Origin of the sequence: Methanospirillum hungatei (assembly GCF_019263745.1) — an archaeon.
GTDB classification, from domain to species: domain Archaea; phylum Halobacteriota; class Methanomicrobia; order Methanomicrobiales; family Methanospirillaceae; genus Methanospirillum; species Methanospirillum purgamenti.
Window position 1 is genome coordinate 1,261,022 of sequence record NZ_CP077107.1, and the last position, 21,904, is coordinate 1,282,925.

The 21,904-nt window shown below is 43.1% G+C and carries 18 protein-coding genes; 6 read left to right on the top strand and 12 right to left on the bottom strand.

Annotated features, from left to right (window positions below):
- Positions 1 to 30: 30 nt before the first annotated feature.
- Positions 31 to 546 (bottom strand): DUF2637 domain-containing protein, encoded by a 516-nt coding sequence (locus tag KSK55_RS05880; protein ID WP_256664222.1) that lies wholly within the window; start codon positions 544 to 546, stop codon positions 31 to 33.
- A 129-nt stretch (positions 547 to 675) separates the two neighbouring features.
- A complete protein-coding gene (locus tag KSK55_RS05885; RefSeq protein WP_218608558.1) occupies positions 676 to 1,083 on the bottom strand; it encodes a hypothetical protein in 408 nt (135 codons plus the stop codon).
- 561 nt (positions 1,084 to 1,644) lie between these two features.
- On the opposite strand from KSK55_RS05885, the gene KSK55_RS05890 reads away from it, so the two are divergent.
- The 4 genes from KSK55_RS05890 (at position 1,645) to KSK55_RS05905 (ending at position 4,611) form a co-directional block, all read left to right on the top strand.
- Positions 1,645 to 2,022 (top strand): hypothetical protein, encoded by a 378-nt coding sequence (locus tag KSK55_RS05890; RefSeq protein ID WP_218608559.1) that lies wholly within the window; start codon positions 1,645 to 1,647, stop codon positions 2,020 to 2,022.
- Positions 2,023 to 2,102: 80 nt separating this feature from the next.
- A complete protein-coding gene (locus KSK55_RS05895) occupies positions 2,103 to 2,681 on the top strand; it encodes a hypothetical protein (RefSeq protein ID WP_218608560.1) in 579 nt (192 codons plus the stop codon).
- Between the two features lies 1 nt (position 2,682).
- Positions 2,683 to 3,408: a winged helix-turn-helix transcriptional regulator gene (locus KSK55_RS05900; RefSeq protein WP_218608561.1), complete on the top strand. Its 726-nt coding sequence runs from the start codon at positions 2,683 to 2,685 to the stop codon at positions 3,406 to 3,408.
- Between the two features lie 723 nt (positions 3,409 to 4,131).
- The gene (locus tag KSK55_RS05905) at positions 4,132 to 4,611 is read left to right on the top strand and encodes a hypothetical protein (RefSeq protein ID WP_218608562.1); all 480 of its coding nucleotides are present in this window, start codon (positions 4,132 to 4,134) and stop codon (positions 4,609 to 4,611) included.
- A gap of 389 nt (positions 4,612 to 5,000) precedes the next feature.
- On the opposite strand, the gene KSK55_RS05910 is transcribed toward KSK55_RS05905, so the two are convergent.
- The 4 genes from KSK55_RS05910 to carA all read right to left on the bottom strand — a co-directional run bounded on the left by KSK55_RS05910 (position 5,001) and on the right by carA (position 12,472).
- Complete coding sequence (locus KSK55_RS05910) at positions 5,001 to 6,743, bottom strand: PEGA domain-containing protein (RefSeq protein ID WP_218608563.1); 1,743 nt, start codon at positions 6,741 to 6,743, stop codon at positions 5,001 to 5,003.
- A 235-nt stretch (positions 6,744 to 6,978) separates the two neighbouring features.
- Positions 6,979 to 8,166: an argininosuccinate synthase gene (locus KSK55_RS05915; RefSeq protein ID WP_218608564.1), complete on the bottom strand. Its 1,188-nt coding sequence runs from the start codon at positions 8,164 to 8,166 to the stop codon at positions 6,979 to 6,981.
- Positions 8,167 to 8,246: 80 nt separating this feature from the next.
- Entirely contained in the window at positions 8,247 to 11,417 is a 3,171-nt protein-coding gene (carB, locus tag KSK55_RS05920; RefSeq protein ID WP_218608565.1) for a carbamoyl-phosphate synthase large subunit, read from the bottom strand.
- Positions 11,417 to 12,472 (bottom strand): glutamine-hydrolyzing carbamoyl-phosphate synthase small subunit, encoded by a 1,056-nt coding sequence (gene carA / locus KSK55_RS05925; protein WP_218608566.1) that lies wholly within the window; start codon positions 12,470 to 12,472, stop codon positions 11,417 to 11,419. Before carA ends, carB begins: the two co-directional genes overlap by 1 nt.
- 182 nt (positions 12,473 to 12,654) lie before the next feature.
- On the opposite strand from carA, the gene KSK55_RS05930 reads away from it, so the two are divergent.
- Positions 12,655 to 13,200, top strand: a complete 546-nt coding sequence (locus KSK55_RS05930; protein ID WP_214421309.1) for a pyruvoyl-dependent arginine decarboxylase — start codon at positions 12,655 to 12,657, stop codon at positions 13,198 to 13,200.
- 108 nt (positions 13,201 to 13,308) lie between these two features.
- A complete protein-coding gene (locus tag KSK55_RS05935; protein WP_218608567.1) occupies positions 13,309 to 14,955 on the top strand; it encodes a tetratricopeptide repeat protein in 1,647 nt (548 codons plus the stop codon).
- Position 14,956: 1 nt separating this feature from the next.
- On the opposite strand, the gene KSK55_RS05940 is transcribed toward KSK55_RS05935, so the two are convergent.
- The 6 genes from KSK55_RS05940 to KSK55_RS05980 form a co-directional block, all read right to left on the bottom strand.
- The gene (locus tag KSK55_RS05940) at positions 14,957 to 15,457 is read right to left on the bottom strand and encodes a chemotaxis protein CheD (protein WP_214420600.1); all 501 of its coding nucleotides are present in this window, start codon (positions 15,455 to 15,457) and stop codon (positions 14,957 to 14,959) included.
- Positions 15,458 to 15,462: 5 nt separating this feature from the next.
- Complete coding sequence (locus KSK55_RS16420) at positions 15,463 to 18,495, bottom strand: Hpt domain-containing protein (RefSeq protein ID WP_256664223.1); 3,033 nt, start codon at positions 18,493 to 18,495, stop codon at positions 15,463 to 15,465.
- Between the two features lie 3 nt (positions 18,496 to 18,498).
- Complete coding sequence (gene cheB, locus KSK55_RS05965; RefSeq protein WP_214420599.1) at positions 18,499 to 19,527, bottom strand: chemotaxis-specific protein-glutamate methyltransferase CheB; 1,029 nt, start codon at positions 19,525 to 19,527, stop codon at positions 18,499 to 18,501.
- 3 nt (positions 19,528 to 19,530) lie between these two features.
- The gene (locus KSK55_RS05970; protein WP_214420598.1) at positions 19,531 to 19,893 is read right to left on the bottom strand and encodes a response regulator; all 363 of its coding nucleotides are present in this window, start codon (positions 19,891 to 19,893) and stop codon (positions 19,531 to 19,533) included.
- Positions 19,894 to 19,959: 66 nt separating this feature from the next.
- On the bottom strand, positions 19,960 to 20,781 hold the full coding sequence (locus KSK55_RS05975; protein ID WP_218608568.1) for a CheF family chemotaxis protein: 822 nt from the start codon (positions 20,779 to 20,781) through the stop codon (positions 19,960 to 19,962).
- A gap of 30 nt (positions 20,782 to 20,811) precedes the next feature.
- Complete coding sequence (locus KSK55_RS05980; protein WP_218608569.1) at positions 20,812 to 21,903, bottom strand: hypothetical protein; 1,092 nt, start codon at positions 21,901 to 21,903, stop codon at positions 20,812 to 20,814.
- Position 21,904: the final 1 nt, after the last annotated feature.

The following is a 21,904-nucleotide window of genomic DNA, read 5'->3' on the forward strand; positions in this document are numbered from 1 at the left end:
AGATCCCCATCTTTCTCCAGTATCCCATCTTCAAGCAAACTGGGGACATACCGGGAAACCGTCTTGTCGGGCAATGTTCAGGTTCGCAGCTGCAGTAACATAACTTGCACTCGGATTCTCCCGAAAGAACTGTAACACCTGATCAGATGTTACATTCTTACCAGCACCCTGATGTACCATAGTAACAGGTGGTGTAACATCACTACGGTCTGGTGTAACAGTTGTAACTTTTACCTGATTCTTCTCTGAAGAAGAAAGATCAGATCGGACAATCGAAAGCAGAATCTCAACCGTTACCATCAGTGTAATCGGCTGGATAGCATGAAACGCCTGGCTGAGTAGATTGTTCGAACTGACTGTCACATTGAACAGAATACTCACCAATGTAAAGACCGAGAACACGAACCACCCGAACCGGGTACTCTCCTGCCGAAGAGAGTTCCGGAGAATGAGCGGAAAACCGGAAACCAACAATGAATCAATACAGACCGGCCTGGCCCAGGTGAGGACCGGATCAATCCTCGATAACTCTGCTGCATACCGCAAGTTTGAGAACGAGAGGATGAAGAAGCAGAGAATGACGATAACGGTCAGGATTCCGGTGAGATTTGGAATCCATCGCTCTATCTATTTCATGACTCCTCACGACCCTGACCCCAGACCGTTGTACCTCACTCATGCTTTCGCCCCTTGGGAAGAGGAGATGCAATCAAATGCACATGAAACGGGACACATCCCGTAAATCTTGGTATCAGGTCTCCAGCTCACCAGTTCAGAGATCACCATTCGAAGCGAAATCTCCGGATGTTCTCCAACTCTCAGGTACTTATGCCGGTTCTCCCAGATCTCCTCTTCAGTCACATACCGAGGAATAATCGTCCGGTTCATAGTTTGAACGCTCTTAATTGCCTCATCAATCTCGGTTGAATACACAGTAACATCTCGTGCCATCACTGTCCCTCTCCCTCCGGCATTTGAATAACAGGAATCACAGATCGAGATCTGGTTCTCGGGATCTTTCCAGACTGCCTTCCCGGTATTACAGACACAGCACTGCCCAACATCTACATATATCCGCTTCATCCCGGCGATATTCAGTGTTCCCGGAAGAGTCCGGAATGATTATTCCTTCTTCTCAGCGTTCTTATAACATTTATTACAGATTTTCCGGAATAATTCGTTCTTCAGGGTCATCCATCCAGGCAGCCGCTCGATATACTCGGCATACCCAGTATTGTACCGGTCGAATGAATCAGGAGGAAAACATCCAGATTCTTGAAATCATCCCGAAATACCTCAAAAAGCTCATGCGTCCTTTGTTCTGCTTTTGAAGAAGAAGGATTTATGAGGGCAGAATCCGGAGAATGTTCGGATCCGTTCGCATCTTTCTCAATCAATAATATGGAGGTTAAACGTTAGAAATGGAATAGACATATGAACCGGATTTCCATGAAATCATTCATTTTTTTCATCTTGGGAGACATCAGATAACTTGTCCAGACATAATGAATACAGTTTATTTTTAAAATTCTAAACAAATTGTCCTGAAAATTAACCATTATCCGCAATTTCACACCTTAAGAGAGGAATTATCAAACAGAAAACGATTGTGCCAAAAACAGCTTTTACTGATCCACTGACCTTATGAGCGGGGATGAAACCAGTAAACCCCATCATCCCCGGATTGATATGAAAACAAAAACAACCCCTCATATGACCAGGATCATAATCCTGGGCATTCTTTTAACCATTGCAGTTGCCCTTACAGGTATAGTAATGGCTGCAGTAGAAGAAGAGATAACCATTTCAGGAGCCACCAAACTCGAGTGTACAGAATCTTTATGCACCGTTACCAATGCTGACACCGGAGAAATTCTGGAAACGATGACCCCTACCGAGATGGAAATTCGTGCATCAGAATCAAAAAATGATTTCAGGATAGAAGGTCCGGATGCATCCGGAAGATATACCTTTTATGATAAAAAAACGGGAGAATTCGCAGGTTATGGATATAAAGGATAACTCCTGAATTTCCTTACCCATTTTATTGGAAAAGAGATGTGCCAGAACGATTCAATATACATCAGACAAACAATAGGAACATGATGTTCAGGACCCCACAGATCCCAATCATCGTTATATATTTAATTCTTGTTATTTTTGCGGTTATTTCTCCAGTACAGGGAGATCCTAATTTAACGGATGCCATAACCTATGCAGATCCCATTAATAATTCCGTAACAGTCATTGCAATCGGAGACGAAGGCAACAAAACATCTGTGAAATATGGGATAATTCGCACAACCTCTGTCGGAACAGAAAATGTTGTTGTCGCAATAATCTCTGATGAACCATTTTCAACCGGTAACAATTCATCATCCGGATCTGAACTATTACATCCCGGAGAAACCAGGTTTTTTTCTGATACCATATCAGAGGATCAGACAAAAAAATACGTTCGGGTGACATATGACACACAGGCTCCTGTTTCACTACAGGTACTGACCCCGGATGAGGAGTATGGAACATACTCCGATATTGATGATGGTATCGAAGACAACGCAATATTCATGAGAATTTATTCAGAAAGCGGCCTTGATCCGGGAAGATGGTATTACCAGGTTCATCTACCGGAAGATGCAAGCCCGGTATCCTTCCAGATAGAATCATGGGATGAGTAACATGAGAATTTTACCCATCTTTCTGTTCATACTTCTTCTCCTTCCGGTCCAGGTTATGGCAGACCGGTACATCGTCACCAGTGCATACGAGGATTTACCAGATACTCAGTCGAAAAGTCCGGACAAGGTTCAGATTTGGGAACTTCCCCTTTGGTTATTTATAACCCAGGTAGTGCTCTTAAGTCCCATCTTCATGCTGATGAAACAGCTCCTCTTTCTTGGGTACCGGGTAATCAATAGAAATACCCTGTTTGAATCCAGATCAAGGAGAGATATTTATGAATTCATCGTTCAAAACCCAGGAATTCACCTTCGGGGAATTGTTTCAGCCATGAATATGGAACTTGGGACTGTCCGGTATCATCTTGATCAACTGGCACGGTTTTCACAGGTGACAAAACTCCACTCCGGAGGGTTTGCAAGATATTATCCACCAGGATACTCTGCGGATGAGAAAAGAGCCATTAACCTTACCACTTCTCCTTCGAGGCACCGGATCATGTTGATGTTAAAGGAGAATCCGGGTCTTACCAGGCAGGAGATAGGAGATAGATTAAAGATTTCAGCTCAGGCAGCAGGTTGGCACCTTTCACAACTTTTGGATAAAGAATTAATAAGAAAACAGAAATCCGGAAGAACTATCAAATATCTGGTAACAGAAGCATCAGATCCTGCTTTCGGACAAAAAAAGATGAAACAGTGTATAATACACAGACCATATGACTAAATATATTTAAGAAACGGAAAGAGGAATAATGATTGCTGATTGTTTGTGTAAACCAGCAATGATATCACAAAGATGCGAAGAATTATTCCCCGGAAAATATCAATTGGTTTGATCTCCCTCAATTTTTTGTCAGACTAGGCACAGGACATTCAATCAGAACCGAAATGCACCCCATTCTTTCCCGGATCTCCATAATTTCACACCATTTTTTCGATGTGCTTCCCCCCGTTTAAAATAGACATAGATGTTTTTAATATACCGCCTAAAAGAGTATATCATAGTAATCATCATATCATCGGCTCATCAATAGGCATTAATAGCGACCCCGTGAGAAATTGATTTTCAAGACCTAATCCTAAAATGAAGCCCATTGTGGTAAGATAAATATTTCCTCCCAACAGGTAGGTATAAAATCCGGTATTTTCACAAATTAAGGCAAATATAGGGTATTTCAGATACATACCTGTGACCAAATATTGACCATAAACTTTTGAATTTATTACTGCTTCATTTATCAGTTGTTATGATAATAACCAAAATGTCCTTTTCTCCAGGTTCCGAATTGTGAAAATCAATAAATCAGATTCCATAAAGTTACACTGACGATTTTTCAGATCCCTTTATCACCAATAGAGCCGGAAAGATCCATAGAGTTTTTGTGATCTTATGACGATTTCGTATTAAAAACGATTATTCACTATTTTTTATGGATACAGGCGATGATTGCTTCTATCCATTGTTTTAAAAATGATCGTTGCCGGAGGCATCCATGCAATTCTTACCCTTAGTGCTGCCCTGTTAGACAATGGAATCCTCACAGGAAATTTTGAAAATGTCCTGGATATTAAATTTTTTATGCTCATAGCGGCAATCATCGCAAATATTTGTCAGATTGGGAATGTAACATCTGCAGCACATTACCTCCTTATCCTGATGAATTCGCTTCTTATCATGCAATTGTGTTACCCTTTATCATCAAGGGCAAATGAATCAATGGCAAGGATTTTCGAAGTACTGGACGCAACTCCGGAGATCAGGGATCCGGAAAACTCTCTCCCGCTTGATCCCGAAGCAGTAGAAGGAAGAGTGGGCTTTGAGCATGTATCACAATCATACCCGTTCATACACGTTCATGATCTCCCCATAACAAGAACCATAGAAAATCTGTTATATCGGGTCCAGCAGGAGAGGTATCAGGAATAATTCCGGAGAGGAGGTAATTTTTCCTGAGCGGAGGTCTATCGGAGAGAATGAGAAAGTCTGCGGAATATGGGACAAGTACCGGTTCGGCTATAAATTCTTATTTTTGATCATTCATGTGACTCAAAACATTATACCAAAAACTGAAACGAACAATGCCAGAGAGGAGAATTTTCTGATAATTCAGCGATTGACATTCGGGCAACACGGTATTAGGGAATTGAATTGAGATAGAAATACCATGATGTGCTTGATAAGATGATTCTCCCAATAAAAACGGGGAAGAAGAAAAACAGGCTCTGAACTAACCCAGAGGATATCCCCACATTGAATAAATATTTGGATAAAAAAACAAAAGTGATACCAGATATATGAAAAATTTAATTATCGATTTATTCTGACTCCTCTTTCAGTTCATCCCATATCCCGGTCTCCATATCCACCTTCGTAGAAGCAGTTATGTAATTTCTCACGTCTATCTGTTTAAAGGTGGGTTCATACCCATCCAACCGGAGTTCAATAAGATAAATTCGTGGCTTGACATCACGAGTAAAAGGAGTGGTTCCAATGGCTTTCCCTTTGTATAAGACATCAGCTCCCTGGGGATCTGAATCAATTTTTATATTCACGGTATCAGGCCCGGGGAAATAGACAATCGGCCCCATGTCATCATTCTGCTCTTCTTCAGGAACGAGATTGATACTGATGCTGGTTGTCTTGTCCTTCTGAATAGTAATCGTGTTCTGTTGGCTGATGTACCCATCAGAGGATGCCTTGACCAGATATTCACCAACATCCAATTCTAGTGGCTCAGAGATGTCAATATTTGATCCGTCAATATTTATTGTAGCATCTGCAGGAGAAACCTCAACTTCAAGCCTGCCTGACCTTTCCGGAGACGGACTCATGTCATTATTCTGCTCTTCTTCAGGAACGAGGTGGATGCTGATGCTGGTTGTCTTATCCTTCTGAATAGTAATCGTGTCCTGTTGACTTATGTACCCATCAGAGGATGCCTTGACCAGATATTCACCAACATCCAATTCTAATGGCTGATAGATGTCAACATTTGACCCATCAATATTTATTGTAGCATCTGCAGGAGAAACCTCAACTTCAAGCCTGCCTGACCCTTCCGGAGACGGCCCCTGGATATCAGGGTGATCTGATGGTGACCTGACCAGTGGAACGACAAGTGGACTTTCATCAGGGAAATCTATCTCTTCATCATAGATCTGGTATGTAGATAATTCAAGACGAATCTGATTTATTCCAGGATATACCCGGTATACACCAGGGGTTTTACCCTGCCTTTCTTCACCGTTGATATAGACGGTAGCTCCTTCTGGTTCAGAGGTGATACCAATATTTATGATATCATCATTGACCCGGGTATACTGGCCACCAGGCCCGTAAAGAACAAAATAGACCTCCTGTGTATCTGCACCCTTCACGGTGATGTCTTTCTGGCCGACTTTATACCCTTCTTTTCGTGCAGTGATGGTATAGGTTCCAGGATCCAGTTCAACAATTCCTGGATTGTTCTCAAGATCGATAACTTCCCCGTCGATCAGGATCGTGGCCTCAGGAATAGACCAGATGTATACAGCTCCTGATCCTGGTTTCAGGTTATAATGCATTCCCTGACGTTCTGCTTTCAATTCCACGGTCTTTTCAATAGTCTTGTATAACTGGTTTTCAATGACCAGTTCGTGTGATCCAACAGTAGTCAGGATATCAACTGGTGTCTGACCTTTATATTCCCCATCCAGGTATACAGATGCATCCTGAGGGGTAGAATCGATATGGAGGGTCCCTTCTACCGCTTTTTCCAGGTAAATTACCGGTAGTTCCTCTTCAGGAAACGAAAATTCATCCATGTAGGTTTTATATCCAATCAGTGTGACCTTCATGCGATGAACTCCGGGATTCACATAGTAATATGCCGGAGTTTTTGCTTCCTGTTTCTCCCCATCAAAGAATACCGTTGCCCCATCTGGAACAGTTCGAACGTTCACTGCTACTGTGCCTGAACCACCGGGAAGTTCTCCAGAAAAATCCCCAGGTACGGCATTACTCATTCCTGTGAGCAGCAGAATGATAGCAATCAATATAATTGATACCCACATTTTCATCTGATACACCTCGCGGTGATTAGAGATGTCATAGGGAGGAGATAATTATTTCGTCAAAGAGGGAGAAGAGAATACTCTCTTCTCTTTATTCGACTCTATCGATACATTGATGCCAATCTGTGTGTTTTGTTAGTAATAACCATGAATTTGACAGGACACCAATTGGAAGACCAATACCTGAAAAGTTCATTTTTCAGGAATAATCAAACATTTGACAAAAAAGAGAAATTTAAATTTATTTATTCAGTTTTTTCCGGACCAACCGTGCCTGCAGACCATAATACATGGAATACCCGATGGCATCAGTCTGATCAACCGTAGTCGAATCAAATGAAGCAATATCGATCGAATAGAACGAATCCTTAGAAGACCTTCCGATGATTGTTACTGAACCTTTAAAAAGACGAACATCCACATCACCATTCACTCTGAGCTGGGTTGTATCAATGAAAGCATTCAGGGCATCCCAGAGTGGTTCATAAATGAGGCCGTAATATGCAAGTTGTGCCCACTTTGCATCCACACTTTGTTTGAATGAATACTCTTCCCTGGTCAGAACAAGGCGTTCTAGGTCTGCATGTGCAGCAAGAAGAACGGTAGCTGCCGGATGCTCATAGATCTCACGTGCCTTAATTCCCAGAACACGGTTCTCCATCATGTCATTGCGGCCGATTCCATGACTACCTGCAATTTCATTGAGCTTTCGAATGAGTTCAGCTCCCTTCATCCTGGTCCCATCAAGAGCGACGGGTATTCCTTTCTCAAAGGTTATTGTCAGGATTTTTGGTTCATCCGGGGCTTTCAGTGGGGAAGCAGTCCAGGCATAGATCTCTTCCGGCGGGTGAAATGCAGGATCCTCTAATTTCCCACCTTCAATAGACCGGCTCCAGAGGTTTTCATCGACTGACCAGGGTTTTTCCTTGTCAACCGGAACCGGGACACCATGCTCTTTTGCATACTCGATCTCCCATTCACGGGTCATATTCCGCTCACGGATTGGTGCAACAACTTCAAGATCAGCTGATCGGAAGACAACGTCAAATCTGAGCTGGTCATTTCCTTTTCCGGTACATCCATGTGCAACCGCAGTTGCTCCTTCCTTTTTTGCAACCTCAACAACCGCTTCTGCAATGACCGGCCGTGCAAGAGACGTTCCCATCGGGTACCCTTCATACAGACCATTTGCCTTAATAGATGGCATCAGACACCGATCAACAAATGGCTCGATGAGATCAATCGTATAATGCTTGTCGGCTAACTTCTTGCCCTTCTCTTCTGCAACTGAAATTTCTTCTTTCCGCTGTCCGACATCAGCAGCAACGGTCACTACCCGGTCATACCCATACTCCTCCTTGAGGAGCGGAATACAAATGGACGTGTCAAGACCGCCTGAATATGCAAGTACTACTGTTCCTTTTCCCATGGAAATTTCACCGGTTAATCTCCTACATATGAGTCACTAAGAAAGAAAAACCGTTTGTAAAAAAAGATACTGATGCAGATTTAGCTGCAAAGGTAATGCTGGAGGGGTTCTATGGTCAGGTTCTCTTCCTTGACCGAATTAATTGCTTCTGCTGCTGCGACTGCTGCCTGTACGGTTGTGATATATGGAATCCCATAATCAACGGCAATCCTCATGATCTGTTCATGATCATGGCGTGACTGTTTATCAGCAAAATTATTGATTATCAAGCTTATTTCTCCAGCACGAAGCATATCAAGAACATTGGGTGAACCTTCTGCAATTTTTCGGACAAGATTTGCAGTCACTCCTTGTTCTGCAAAAAACTCTACCGTACCGCTTGTTGCATATATCGAGAGGCCATTCTCAACAAAAGTCTTCGCGACTTTCAATATCTGATCTTTCAGGTCATCAGTCACAGAAATGAAAACATTTCCTGATTTCGGGAGCCGGTTATGTGCAGCAATACTTGCTTTGTAATATGCACGGCCGAAATCATAGTCAATCCCCATGACTTCTCCAGTTGATTTCATCTCAGGTCCCAAAACCGTGTCTACACCAGGGAGTTTGTTAAATGGTAAAAGAACTTCTTTTACTGCAACATGTGAAATTTCCTGTTCTTTGTATGGGAGATCGGCAAGTTTACCGCCCATCATAACACGCGCAGCAATTTTCGCAAGAGGGATTCCAACGGATTTTGCTACAAAGGGAACCGTCCGGCTTGCCCGGGGATTTGCCTCAAGAACATACACAGTGTTTCCCTGAACAGCAAACTGAATGTTTACAAGACCGACAACTCCCAGACCAAGTGCAATTTTCCGGGTATAATCCCGGACATCAGCAAGTATTTGTGGAGAGAGTGATTGAGGTGGAATAACACAGGCAGAATCACCAGAATGGACTCCTGCTGTCTCAATATGCTCCATAATTCCACCGATGATGACATCAGTCCCATCACAGACTGCATCTACATCAAGTTCAATTGCATTCTGTAAGAACCGATCAATCAAAACCGGATGGCTTTTTGAAACCTTGACAGCTTCCCGCATATATGTTGAAAGTTCTGCGTCATCATGCACAATCTCCATGGCCCGGCCACCGAGAACATAGGATGGTCTGACCAGAACCGGATATCCGATACGTTCAGCAGTATTAAACGCTTCCTTTTCACTATATGCTGATCCATTCGGAGGTGTGGGTATGCCAAGAGAATCTAACAGCACACTAAACCGGTCCCGATCTTCTGCCATATCCATTGCATCCGGGGTTGTTCCAAGGATACGGGTCTGTAATTTCAGTCGTTCAATCTCATTTTTCAGAGGCACTGCCAAATTGACCGCATTCTGACCTCCAAACTGAACCATAATACCATAATAGGAATCTTTCTGGAGAATGTTTGAAACATCCTCAAGTGTCATCGGTTCGAAAAAGAGCCGGTCAGAAGTATCAAAATCAGTCGACACAGTCTCAGGATTATTATTTACGACATGGACCTCATATCCTTCTTCTCTGAGTGCTGTGATTGCATGGACCGTGCAGTAATCAAATTCAATACCCTGACCTATTCGAATAGGACCGGAACCCAGTATCATCACTTTCTTCTTGTCAGAATGGGAGATCTCACATACATCATCCCCATAGGTTGAGTAAAAGTATGGAGTCATTGCCGGAAACTCTGCTGCACAAGTATCCACCATTTTGTAGACAGGATTTCCGGTTACTGCAGAGATATCAGCAACATCTTTGCCTGACAATTGTGCGATCTCTCCGTCAGAAAATCCATACTGCTTGGCTTTTTTAATGAGAGTTGTGTCAGCACCAATTGAGAGAGCCTTTTCAAGATTCACTATGTTCTGGATCTTTTCAAGCCAGAACGGGGTGATTTTTGTTATATCTGCAATCTCTTCAAGAGTCATCCCCTGACGGAATGCATCAAACAGGGCACCAAACCGCTCATCTGTTGGTCGCTGAAGAATCATCTTTATTTCAGAGAGGACTGAGTGATGATCAATATCAGTATCTAGTGAACGGATTGATTTGAGAAATGCCTCTTCTACGCACCGTCCGATCGCCATCACTTCTCCGGTACTTTTCATCGCAGTTGTTAACGTCCGATCAGCGGTTTTGAACTTGTCAAAGGGCCACCGGGGAACCTTTACAACAACATAGTCTATTGAAGGCTCAAAGGATGCTGGTGTTTTTCCGGTTACAGTATTCAATATCTCGTCAAGTCGCAGACCAATGGCGATCTTTGAAGCAACCCGTGCAATGGGATAACCGGTTGCTTTTGATGCCAATGCAGAAGACCGCGATACCCGGGGATTGACCTCAATAACCCGGTATTCAGCATCTTTCTTGAACGCAAACTGAATATTACATCCTCCCTGGACATCAAGGGCACGGATTATTTTGAGAGCAGCGTTTCGGAGAAGATGGAATTCATCATCACGCAATGTCAGAATTGGTGCAACAACCACACTTTCCCCGGTATGAATTCCCATCGGGTCGACATTCTCCATCCCACAGATGGTAATGCAGGTGTCGTTGGCATCACGCATGACTTCAAATTCGATCTCTTTCCAGCCTGCAACACTCTCTTCTATGAGAACCTGGTGAATTCGTGACTTACCAATACCAAGTTCGACAATTCGCCTGAGTTCATCAAAATTGTATGCAATACCTCCACCGGCACCACCAAGGGTATATGCAGGCCGAATGATTGCCGGAAAACCAACAACAGATGCTGCATGTTCAAGCTGATCCAGGGAACTTACGATCACTGAACGAGGAACCGGCTCTCCAATCCGGTTCATCAAGTCTCTGAATTTTTCACGATCTTCTCCTTCGTAAATTGCTTTCAGAGGAGTTCCAAGGATTCTAACCCCATCAAGTGCCCCCATCTCTGCAAGTTCGGCTGTCAGATTCAATCCGGTCTGGCCACCCATTCCTGAGAGGATACCATCAGGTTTTTCTTTTTTAATTATTTTGGCGATGATATCAGCCTGTAATGGCTCAACATAGGTAACATCAGCCATATCAGGATCGGTCTGTATGGTAGCAGGATTGGAATTTACAAGAACAACCGATACTCCCTCTTCACGAAGAGCACGACATGCCTGTGAACCTGAAAAATCAAATTCTGCAGCCTGACCTATCTGAATCGGACCAGATCCTATGAGCAGAACCTTTTTAATTGATGGATCGCGGGGCATCAGGCCATCCTCCGAAACATGTTATCAAAGTACCGTTTTTCAGTGTCATGAGGACCTGCGTGTGCTTCCGGATGGAACTGAACACAATTAATATTCAGGGATGGATCTTCAAATCCTTCAAGACTTCCATCATTGCAGTTGACAAACGTAATTCTGCAACCTTCCGGAAGGGTCTCGCCATCAACCACAAATCCATGATTCTGGGAAGTGATAGAGATTTCTCCATCAATATGTCTTACCGGTTGGTTTGCCCCACGGTGACCAAACTTCATCTTTCTACACTCAGCTCCAAGTGAAAGACCACATATCTGGTTGCCCATACAGATACCAAACACCGGCAACTGTCCAATCAGTTCGCGAACAGTTTTTATTGTATCTTTTGCCTGTTCTGGATCACCTGGTCCATTGCTGATAAATAATCCATCAGGACGGCATGCAAGAATCTCATCTGCCCTGGTATCATGTGGAAATACATAGAGATCTCCTCCACGCGACGACAGAGATTTGAGCATATTGGTCTTGATTCCTAAATCCAGAACAGCGATCCTTGGACCATTTCCAGGTTTATGCCAGGGCTCCGTACAACTTACACTTGGAATCAGGGACTGTGTAGTGATGTCAGGAGTACTTCTGGCCTGTTCAACCGCTGCCTGCCAGTCATCACTGCCAGTCAGGAGAGCTGCCCGCACAGTTCCCTGCTCACGGATGCTGATGGTAAGGTTCCGGGTATCAACCCCGGATATTCCAAAAAGACCATGTTCCTCAAAAAAAGTTTCAAGAGAAGAGTTTTGCGCGGGTTTGCGACAGAGTTCATGGATAACACACCCCCCTGCCCAAACCCGTGAACTTTGAAAATTTTCTGTATCGACGCCATAATTTCCAATCAATGGATAGGTAAAAAGAAGAATTTGGCCATGATAACTCGGATCAGTGAGAGCTTCCATGTATCCGGTCATCTGGGTAGTAAACACGAGTTCGCCTCCTGTCGCACCCTCAACTCCAAAGCCCTCTCCGAAGAAATATCGTCCATTCTCGAGTCCGAGCACTGCCTTCATGGTGAATATCCCATATATGTTTGCATGATAAGATTATAAGGTACGACCGGAAAAGTGAACGCGATCTAAAAAAGGACATTTTATTATGTACCACGAATGATCAACAGAGGTTCTTTTTTTATCTTTTTTATGGACAAGGAACGGATTGTTTTTATCCTCCAGTATAGCTTATGAATATATCAATGATGGTTCCGCGGAGAGTCTTCTTTACAAAAGGAGTTGGTATTCATAAAGACAGACTCGCATCTTTTGAAGCTGCATTGCGTTCTGCAGGCATTGAAATGTTTAATATCGTCAATGTATCAAGCATATATCCACCGAACTGTATCGAAATCTCCAGGGAAGAGGGTTTAAAAATGCTTAAACCTGGTGAAATTGTGTTTGCTGTTATGGCAAGGAATGATACAAATGAACCAAACCGCCTGGTAAGCGCAGCTATAGGTCTTGCAGTCCCTGAAGAAAAAAACCATTATGGGTATCTTTCAGAACACCATCCATATGGTGAAACAGAGTTACAGGCAGGAGAATATGCTGAGGATCTTGCAGCAACTATGCTCGCAACAACCTTAGGAATAGAGTTTGATCCTGATACTGCCTGGCAGGAACGAGAACAGATCTATAAAGCAAGCGGAAAAATAATTAAAACGTCAAATATTTGCATTTCAGAAAAGGGAGAACTTAATGGTAAATGGACAACAGTTCTTGCTGCTGCAGTATTTATCATGTAATGAGGCTTATTCAAAGTACTGTTGAGCAATGTATATAATCTATACACAGAATAGTTCTACTATCAGCCTTGTAACCCGGTTTTTTCTTCGGGTTATGATACATATATCATGATTGCTATGGATGCCGCACTACGCCGGGAAGTCAGAAATCTACTCCGAATGGGTGAATCAGCCTTGGAGCGAAGAGATTATGATCAGGCATCATTTCTATTTCGAAAAGCTTTCACACAGGATCCGGATAACGTCGCTGCGATAACCAATCTTGGATATACCTATGTTCGCATGGGGCGATTTTCTCATGCAAGAAAATGCTTTACAACAGCACTTGATATTGATCCTGAAAACCCGGTTGCAAGAAAAAATTTAAGCCTCCTCATGCGACCTGGACAAAAATCAGATCAATATCGTCCCAAATATCGTTCCCGGCCGGAGGAAGAGATCTATATCAGGTATATGCAGTGGGGCAACCTTCTGATGGATCAGAAAAACTTCTATGCAGCAGTACAATATTTTGATTCTGCGAGTGGCATTCATCCCGACTTTATCGAACCTTTTTTAAAGATAGGGCTTGCATATGAGGAACTTGGAGAATATTCCCTTGCATGCAAGGCATTTGAAGAAGCTTTGGTAATTTATCCCGGAGATCCGGTAGCAAAAGAACATCTTGATCGGTGTCAGACTTTTGAAAAGGATGGAAAAAAGAAACCTGAAATATCCGCAGGATTGGAAACGAAAGAACATATTCCAAATAACATAAAAGATGATGATCTCTTTGAAAAACCAATTGTTGAACCGAAAAAAGAGCCAATAATGAAATCATCGGTTCCTGAAAAACCTCAGTCTGAAGCAGATCTTGTCATGTCAATTCTGGCTCAGTATTCTTCTGACCAGCCAGAAGAAAAACCGGAAGAAGTGCCTGACGAAACAAAAGAATTACCTTCACAAGCACCATCACCAGCAATGATAGAGGACGATCCGGTCATGAGCATCCTCATGCAGTTTAAGGATGAGATTCCTGCCGAAGTGACCAATGAAGGAAATAAAGAAGAACAGGAAGATAGTATTCCTCAAACCGGAGCAGCACCGTTGAGTGGAACTATGGCTATGGAACAGAAAGAGGGCATTCGAGTTGATCTGAATGAAAATCAAAAAGATGCTCTTCGGGAACTAGGTAATATCGGTGCATCACATGCAGCGACTACCTTGTCAACAATGTTGAATACTCCGATTATGCTGAATGTTCCGGAGATAAATATTGTCGATCTTCAGAAGATAAACCAGGAGATAGAACAAACTCTTTCAGCGATGGTTATCTTTACCATGGAAGGTCAGATGGCAAAGGCCGGATATGTTATCCTGCATGTTCCACAGGAATCTGTCATTCAGATGACCTCCATTATGCTGGGTATGCCAATCGAGCCAGAACGGCCACTCAATGAAATGGATGAGAGTGCCATCAATGAGATAGGCAATATCATGGTATCAGCCTTCCTTGATGGAACAGCCGAACTTCTTGGAATAATTATGCTCCCTTCCCCTCCCCGGACCATATTTGATCTGCCTGAAAATGTCTTTGATCTGGTCATTCAGGAGAGCAATATTCTTTACGACAATGTAGTATTTTTCAAAACAGAATTAATTTGTGACGAGCATGAATTGAATCTGAACATTTTTATGCTGCCAAACCCTCCGGTGCTCCTCGACATTGTAAAGATGCTTGAAAAGATTATTGAAGATTCAGCAGCAGGAATTTAAACTAAATTTCTCTTGTTGTTCCATCAGCCTGCCTGATAACAAGCCGTCCATTTTCTTTTGGGAAATATGTAACCGTCCTTCCAATCGTTCCGCCTAGATCTTCCCGAACGATAGGTATTGAGAGTTCTTTTAGAATTGCTTTCAGTGCCTCGGCATTTCGTTCGCCAATATTGAGATTGCCAGAAAAGTTCTGAAACATTGAAGCACCTCCTGCAAGTTTTGCTTTCATATTGGATATTTTACTTCCCTTAAGGGTAAGCTCTTTTATGAGCACTTCAACAGCGGTGTCTGCATATTTTCCCGCCCGCTCATTTGGTTTTCCACTTGATTTTGGAAGCATAACATGAGCGAGTCCTCCAATTTTCTTTGTTTCATCATGAAGAACAAGCCCGATACATGAACCTAGCCCTATTGAGGTCATAACGGAGTCCCCAGTACTCCATTCACCAATACCGATAATGATGACCTCACGCTGGTCATTGCCGGTAGTAGTTCCGTTCATTCAATTCAGCCTGAAATTGCGATTACATTCTCCATGCGTGCAAATATTTCCTGTAATAGAGATCTGCTTGGAAGCAGTATGATATTGGCTTTTATCTCATGGGTTGCACATGTGAGTTCGGTTCTGAAAAGAACCACTTCATCAACATTCTCGCGGATCTCCTGTGTTGCAATTATTGACTCAAGTGCTGCATGAGGCATGTCTATGACCATTGAAGGTGGTGATGGTATCATGATGATATTGAGAAGTGTTGCACATGCATCAAGGAATGAAGAGGTCATAATGTTGCCAATTTCATTTATTGCACTCTTGTCCATGTCATCAATCTCACGATTCAGTTCTGTTGTACCTATCATGATATTGGTCAGCCGAATGATGGAGTCTTCAGGAATGTGCAGAATAAGATACCCTTCGCCAGATATCTGCCCCTGGATCTGAAAAACAGTCAGTGCTGCCCGTACATCATCCAGGTAATTACGAAGATTTGCAAGGTTGACCAGAATTATTTCCGGGACACGAATCTGAATCATCGTGTTTAATATTGTTGACAGGGTAGTCGCTGCATGGGCCGCTCCGATATTCCCAAGTTCCCGTAGTTCATCTGCCTGTTGTTCACTGATTACCAGATCCCCGTCAGTCACCACATTTTTAACCATTTTTTTCCCCCTTCTGCCTCCAGCTTTTTTTGCTGATTTTTGCCCTCCTTCACGAAGAATTGCCTTTACATCAAGAACCGGAACGACTTCACCATCACCAGGAATGGTAACTCCGCTTACTCCCTCACATGTTCCAACAAATTTTGAGAGTGGTTTTATAACCACCTCCTGCTGGCCTTCGATAAGATCGGCAATGATCGCCCCTTTCTTTGGTCCATTCTGAAGAACTACAATGACTTCCTCAGTTTTTGAACGACCGAACATGTCATCCAGACGATAAAGAACAATTATTTCATCCCGCATCAGAAGACCTTCTCCATTCCCGATATTTTGAATTGGAAAAGCGGCTAAACTTGCCACTTCAGCAACGTTCGTAATGGGGATGGCACATCGTTTGCCATTGATCCGGATCATCATAACCATGACGATTGCCATAGTCGGGGGAAGCACAAGCTCAAATCTGCTCCCCTCTCCAGGGACTGATTCGAGTTTTATTGTCCCCTGTAATGATGCAATAGTGGTTCTGACAACATCAAGGCCAACTCCCCGACCACTAATATCGGTAATCTTATCTGCAGTTGAAAATCCCGGTTGGAAGAGAAGATCATATGCCTCCTGATCACTCATTAAAGCCAGCGATTCTTCAGTAACCAGTCCCCGCTCTAATGCCTTTTTCTTGATCTTCTCAACATTAACTCCACCGCCGTCATCTTCTATCACGATAACGACATTGTCTTTATCACGGGATGCTGATAATTTTAAAAGACCTTTTGGATTTTTGCCATTTGCAATCCTGACATCAGGGGACTCGATTCCATGATCAAGGGCATTTCTGATCAGATGAAGGAGTGGATCATTCAAACCATCCATTACCGAGCGATCAAGTTCAGTATCTCCTCCTTCAACGACAAAGTCAACCTCTTTGCCTTCTTTTGTTGCTATATCACGGACTGTTCGGGGAAACCGGTTAAAAATGTGGTTCAGCGGAATCATCCGGATATCCATCATCATGACCTGCAGATCAGATACTGATCTGCCAACCATGTTCAGGGTTTCATCAAGTTCCTTTATTTTGTATTGCTGCGCGATTTGTTCCAATCTTCCCCGGTTAATGACCAGATCTTCAACCAGGTTCATCATATGGTCAAGACGATCAATATCCACACGGATATTTTTTACTTCGCGCTTTTTCTCAGTTTTATCCGGAGTTGAAGTGCGAGGTCCCGTTGGAGTTATATCGTCAGAAGAATCGACTGAGATCCCAGAGACAGGGGCGATCACAGGTTCTTCTTTTTGAACAGAATAGTTCTTGATATCAGATCCTTTGAGCAATGACAGAATTTTCTCTTTTGGTTCGTTTGTAATAAAGAGGAGATCGATGATGCCATTGAATGAATCACTATCTTCAATGATCGCCCTTTTTGGAGTTATTTGTGATATTTTTCCTAATCCTTCGATATTTTGGAGCAATAACATCGAGCGCAGATTTTTGGAGTCAACAGAGGACGATAGTTCTATATGAATTGTGTACTGTTCTTCTCCATCAGAAATCACTTCTACAGGAGAGAGAACTTCAATGTCATCTTTTTCAGGAATAACTGGTTCTCCGATGGGGTGCTGAGCGACAGTAATTGTCCTCGATTGAACATCAGATACCCCAAGAATAGTTTCAATCGCTCCGATTCCTGCATTTGTTCTGAACTGGAGGGTGATTGCACCGGAAAAATTTTCATCATCTTCAATGACCGAACGATCCGGGCCAGTCTGAATTATTTCCCCGATTGATTCCAGGTTTTGAAGGATCAGCATCCCTCGAAGATTTTTATTATCTACATTATCTGCGAGGGAAAGGGAGATTTCATACGATTGACAACCAGCACCAGCATCCTGATCATATGACGGGCCTTCATACATATCACCAGACTGATCAGAATCTGGTTCATACTGAATGAGGGGGGTCGGTTCAGGATCAGGTCTGGTCTCTTTTGTTCCACCATCAGCAACAGTTAACCAGCGTTTCAGGCTTTTCACACGCTGGTCTTTATGCTCCAGCTGACCTTCCCCTCCTTCCTCGATCTCATCAATCATGAGTTCGATATCATCAGCTCCGCCGAGGAGATCATCAACTAAAGACTGTGTAACCTCAAGCTTTCCACTTCTGATTTGAGAAAATACATCCTCGAGGGCATGACATATCTCCTCCATGTGCATGAAACCCATCGAAGCAGACATACCCTTCAGAGAGTGAGCAGACCGGAAGATCTCATCAATTGCATGAGAATCAGTCCCTTTTTCCAGAACCAGAAGATTACTTACAATTCCCTCAAGGTTTTCCCGCGATTCTGCAACATAGAGACTCCGGTATGCGTCAAGGTCAGACATAATTCACCCGTTCATTGCCCTGATAGATTCACTAATTTTTTCAGGAATCGCCTGGAGAGCAAGCACATGATCAACACAGTTCCGTGATAAAGCAGACCGCGCCATTCCATATACCAGACAATCTTCTTCTCTACAGACAATGGTAACCCCGCCTGCTTTCTTGATTGCTTCAGTTCCTTCTCCACCATCATTACCCATTCCAGACAGGATTGCTGTCACACAATGAGGGCCAAAGACTTGTGCGGCCGAAATGAAGGTCTTGTCTACAGCAGGTTTCACATTATGAACCGGAGGAGAATCAGTCAGAATAATCTTACCACCCTGACTACCTCCCCGATCAAGAACAGATGATATGACCGTATGAAAACCTGCTCTTGAAACGAGAACGGTTCCGTTTTTTAAAAGATCACCATTTTCGGTTTCGCGAATCTGCAGAGGTGAGATACGATTCAGTCTTGCAGCTAGAGCAGCGGTAAAACCACCTTTTGGCATGTGTTGTGTAATTATCACAGCAGCATTCAAATTCGCGGGTAGTTTTGAAACGATGGTATCAAGCATGGGCGGGCCGCCTGCTGAAGACCCAATGAGTACAATATTTCGGGCATTCACATCCTTCAGCGCAGGTTTTGACGTAATGTACGCGATCGTACAGATGTTTTTTATCTTGTGCTTGAGTTCTCCACCAATCTCCCGGATATTTTTAATCCCCCGGGGCTTGAGCATAAAATCATCTGCACCAAGAGCAATCGCTCTTTTCGTCATCTCTGCGCCTTCTGATGTTAATGAGCTTAATACCAGCGTCTTTGGAAATTTGTCAATCTCCTTTTTTCGCTCAAGCATCGACAATCCATCTAGTCTGGGCATCTCAATATCAAGCGTAATCAAATCTGGTTTTAATTCCCGGATTTTATCAAGTGCCTCTAGACCATCGGATGCAACTCCTACAATCTGAATATCAGGATCATCTGAAAGCATATCCTGAACTACAGTTCTGATAAAGAGTGAATCGTCGATGACGAGAACCCTGATCATGTATTAAGCACCAAGGACATTTCCAATTTCTTCCAGGACCTTTGGCGCCTGGAACGGCTTTACGATGTAGCCCCTCGCCCCACTTTTAATTGCAAGTTTGACCATCTGTTCCTGACCGACCGCAGTGCACATAATGACTTTCGCATTTGTATCAAGTGCCTTAATCGCTTTTAATGCTTCAATGCCATTCATTTTTGGCATGACAACATCCATTGTGACAAGATCAGGTTTCAATTCTTTATACTTGGTGACGCCGATATCACCATCTTCAGCTTCGCCGACAATTTCGTGTCCCCCGGAGCTGAGAATGTTCTTGAGCAAGGTTCGCATAAACAATGTATCATCGACAATTAGGATTCGTCCCATGGGTGAACGGTTCCTCCTATGAATTAAACGATATTAATTGGTAAAAGGGTTGTGGAATATCTGGTCTTAAGAAGGTGGTTTGAGAGCATCAGTGATGTATCGTACACCCTTTGGAGTGAGCTGTACCTCTTTCCTTACCATAACAACATCCACGAGTTTTAATTTTAAAAGAGTTTCATAGATTGCATTTAATTCTTCAGGTGGAAGGCTGAGCATATTTTCTATTGATTTGGTATCCATACCGCTGTAGATAAGCATGGCAACCTGGGCAGTCTGGGCATCAAGCTGGTCAAGCTCTGAACCCTTCATATCCATGTCTTTTGTTGCATCCCGAAGGAAATTATATAGAACCTGTAAGGTTGAAAGAGGACAGAGAATAAAACTGGTAACCACCTCACCACTCTCCAGGTGGTCAATCTTAATCACATCAAGCTTCTTCTTTTGTAACTCACGCTTGGTAAGTTCAAGACTTGCTACTTCTTTGAGCGGGACACTGATCTGTTTTTCCTGGCTGACAAACCAGATACCAGTCTTTAAAACAGCAATAGCGCCCTTTTCCCATTTTGCATCAGTGACGAGCACACCCCCCCTGATAGCCGGGGACATGAAATGTGCCATGATCCTGTATGCATTACAGGCCATGATGATCTTCTTGGTTAAAATGGTGAGGACTTTTTCAACCGATGCGATTTTGTATGCCCGCTCGGTTTTATCAGGCATGGTGACCAGCAGGGTGATCATCTGTCCCCTTTTTTGAAGATCTACAATACTCCGGTAGCTAACTGTCGTATTCCATGGGTCTTTTAAAGCGATACCGTCATTTCCGATATCGATTCGTGAGGTCACCCATGACCCGCCCTTTTCCAGTTTTGCCGGAACCTCTGCCATATTCCCCTTTCTGATCTCTTTATATGGTGTTTATCTTCTTTTTATTCTTCGGTTGATAATGCTCATGATCTCCTGAAGTTCTTCAGCAAGTTCCTCTGCAGTCACATGAATATCCTTCAAGTCACGCAGGAGCACATCATCATCCCGTTTTTTCAGGTCTTCAATATCTGCCTTCAGTGAGGCGATAAGGTCATCATCACCGCTTCCCTTTGTCTGGCTTAGTTCAGACTGCTCTTCACCACCAGAGTCATCGTCATCCTGACCATACATATAGGGTGTTTCTTCAGATGAACTGTAGGTAGAGAGATCAGATGTACTGATCGAGTCTCCACCTTCCATATTAGAGATAACATCATCACCTGAATCAGAACCAATCTCTATCGTGCTGGAATAGATAGCATCTATCTCATCAGGACCCTGATCATCATCAAGGATGATCTCTTCTTCTTCATCATGAGTAGATATATCCATCTTTTTAACATCAGAGTCTGACGGCAGATCTGACATTGCATCTGAATCTCCAAACGGAGTCCGGATGTTATCAAATTCCGGATTTACTGAATCCAGTTCAGCATCAATATCCAGGCTATCATCAAGATCCAGCCCGTCAAGTAAATCTCCATCAAATGAACTATCTTCAGATTTTTCAACATTCCCTACGGCATCGGATTCTTCATCAGTGCCACCTGACGGGTCTGGAGTTTTTTCTGTTTTTGTAGTGGATTTTTTTGCTTTGCCCTTTTTCTCTTCCGTCCCCTTTTTCTTTTCATTACGGGGTTTTTCAGAGCGTGAAGGTAACTTTATTGCAGGCAGAGAAATGGAGGGCAATTTAAATTTATCAGATAATGAAGAGAAAATTCCCTCTCCCGGAGCTTTTCCTTTCTCTTTGGCAGATTTTTCCTTTTTTGGTTTTTTAGGCCGACTTTTAAGCCATTGTCTTAAATTATGAATTAATTCAGATAGAATTATCGTGCCGGTGATGATGAGTAGAATAACAGCGATGCCAATGACACCCATCATGAGATATAATACAGGGATATCAAAAATGAGAAGAATTGAACCCCCAAGAACAATAGCCACGAATATTACAAGACGCCGGGTAGAGTCAGAGAGTTCAACCATC

Coding starts and splice junctions, on each gene's coding strand:
- KSK55_RS05940 (WP_214420600.1), bottom strand. CDS start 15,457: ATGAACGGAACTACTACCGGCAATGACCAGCGTGAGGTCATCATTATC.
- KSK55_RS05890 (WP_218608559.1), top strand. CDS start 1,645: ATGAGCGGGGATGAAACCAGTAAACCCCATCATCCCCGGATTGATATG.
- KSK55_RS05910 (WP_218608563.1), bottom strand. CDS start 6,743: ATGAAAATGTGGGTATCAATTATATTGATTGCTATCATTCTGCTGCTC.
- KSK55_RS05975 (WP_218608568.1), bottom strand. CDS start 20,781: ATGGCAGAGGTTCCGGCAAAACTGGAAAAGGGCGGGTCATGGGTGACC.
- carA (WP_218608566.1), bottom strand. CDS start 12,472: ATGAAGGCAGTGCTCGGACTCGAGAATGGACGATATTTCTTCGGAGAG.
- KSK55_RS05930 (WP_214421309.1), top strand. CDS start 12,655: ATGATGGTTCCGCGGAGAGTCTTCTTTACAAAAGGAGTTGGTATTCAT.
- KSK55_RS05900 (WP_218608561.1), top strand. CDS start 2,683: ATGAGAATTTTACCCATCTTTCTGTTCATACTTCTTCTCCTTCCGGTC.
- KSK55_RS05885 (WP_218608558.1), bottom strand. CDS start 1,083: ATGAAGCGGATATATGTAGATGTTGGGCAGTGCTGTGTCTGTAATACC.
- KSK55_RS05915 (WP_218608564.1), bottom strand. CDS start 8,166: ATGGGAAAAGGAACAGTAGTACTTGCATATTCAGGCGGTCTTGACACG.
- KSK55_RS05935 (WP_218608567.1), top strand. CDS start 13,309: ATGATTGCTATGGATGCCGCACTACGCCGGGAAGTCAGAAATCTACTC.
- carB (WP_218608565.1), bottom strand. CDS start 11,417: ATGCCCCGCGATCCATCAATTAAAAAGGTTCTGCTCATAGGATCTGGT.
- cheB (WP_214420599.1), bottom strand. CDS start 19,527: ATGATCAGGGTTCTCGTCATCGACGATTCACTCTTTATCAGAACTGTA.
- KSK55_RS05980 (WP_218608569.1), bottom strand. CDS start 21,903: ATGGTTGAACTCTCTGACTCTACCCGGCGTCTTGTAATATTCGTGGCT.
- KSK55_RS16420 (WP_256664223.1), bottom strand. CDS start 18,495: ATGTCTGACCTTGACGCATACCGGAGTCTCTATGTTGCAGAATCGCGG.
- KSK55_RS05895 (WP_218608560.1), top strand. CDS start 2,103: ATGATGTTCAGGACCCCACAGATCCCAATCATCGTTATATATTTAATT.
- KSK55_RS05970 (WP_214420598.1), bottom strand. CDS start 19,893: ATGGGACGAATCCTAATTGTCGATGATACATTGTTTATGCGAACCTTG.